Annotated in this window: 2 protein-coding genes; both read left to right on the plus strand. The window is 57.4% G+C overall.

All coding sequences use genetic code 11. The features are described from left to right. Positions 1-114 precede the first annotated feature (114 nt). Entirely contained in the window at positions 115-675 is a 561-nt protein-coding gene (locus tag AB0T83_RS20260; RefSeq protein WP_366195003.1) for a hypothetical protein, read from the plus strand. 35 nt (positions 676-710) lie between these two features. Next, a complete protein-coding gene (locus AB0T83_RS20265; protein ID WP_366195004.1) occupies positions 711-863 on the plus strand; it encodes a DUF1153 domain-containing protein in 153 nt (50 codons plus the stop codon). Positions 864-937: the final 74 nt, after the last annotated feature.

A 937-nucleotide genomic window follows, 5' to 3' on the forward strand; every position in this document is an offset into this window, starting at 1 on the left:
CCACCTCCGTCCATACCGTGGCGCCGATGAATCATGTTCCGCGGCGGACGTCGAGGTCAGAGTTTTTCAGCGGCCTGCTAGGGCAGCGACCATCGCAGCACAGACCTCTCACCCATGCCAACGCAAACCGATTTTGAGCTTATCTTTCTCGGGACAGTCGCCGACATCGATATCGTCGAAACCGGCGACGGATCGGTTGCGGAAAATGCCGCCGATCTGCTTGGGACCTACGGCAGCGCGGGGTCACCGCTTTTCGAGCAGCAATACAACGCGTTCACTACTGACGGCAATGACGACGGAATTATCCTTGAGGACGGCGAGGGTGCCGCAGCGGCCGGCGACACACTGACCGTCCTGGATACGGACGGCACCCCCTTTGTTTTCGAAATTGACTCCACTGCGGGCTTCTTCGGAACTGTCACCTACGCTGACGGGGCAACAGAATCTGCCGGATTTGGGATCATCCAGGACAATGGGGGCAACATCTGGCTCCTGCCGACTTCGAATGCTGCCAGTTTCAATACCAAGGCAATCGAATCCATCAGCCTCGACACGGTTGCACAGGACAACGGGGCCGGGCTTGCGCCAGCCGGGCTTACATCAACAGAATTCGTCTGCTTTGCAACCGGAACTCTGATTGCCACTCCCGACGGGCCTCGTGTATCGACCCAGTGAAATTCTGCTCATGCTACAAGGAGGAAGATGTAGCGATGAGTGGACAGTTGGACGACAATATCAAACGCTGGACGGCGAAGCGGAAATCGGCGCTCGTCATTGAGATCATCCAGGGCAAGACGACGGTGGCTGAGGCCAGCCGGTCGTATGACCTAGCACCCTCCGAGATCGAGAACTTGGTGGATTGAACCGCACCGGGTTTGCCGGAGGCTGATTTGTCTTAGTTACGCGGCCATGTCTGATCTTTGCAGTGCAGCGTAGA

The organism is Meridianimarinicoccus marinus (assembly GCF_040689105.1).
GTDB lineage: Bacteria > Pseudomonadota > Alphaproteobacteria > Rhodobacterales > Rhodobacteraceae > Meridianimarinicoccus > Meridianimarinicoccus marinus.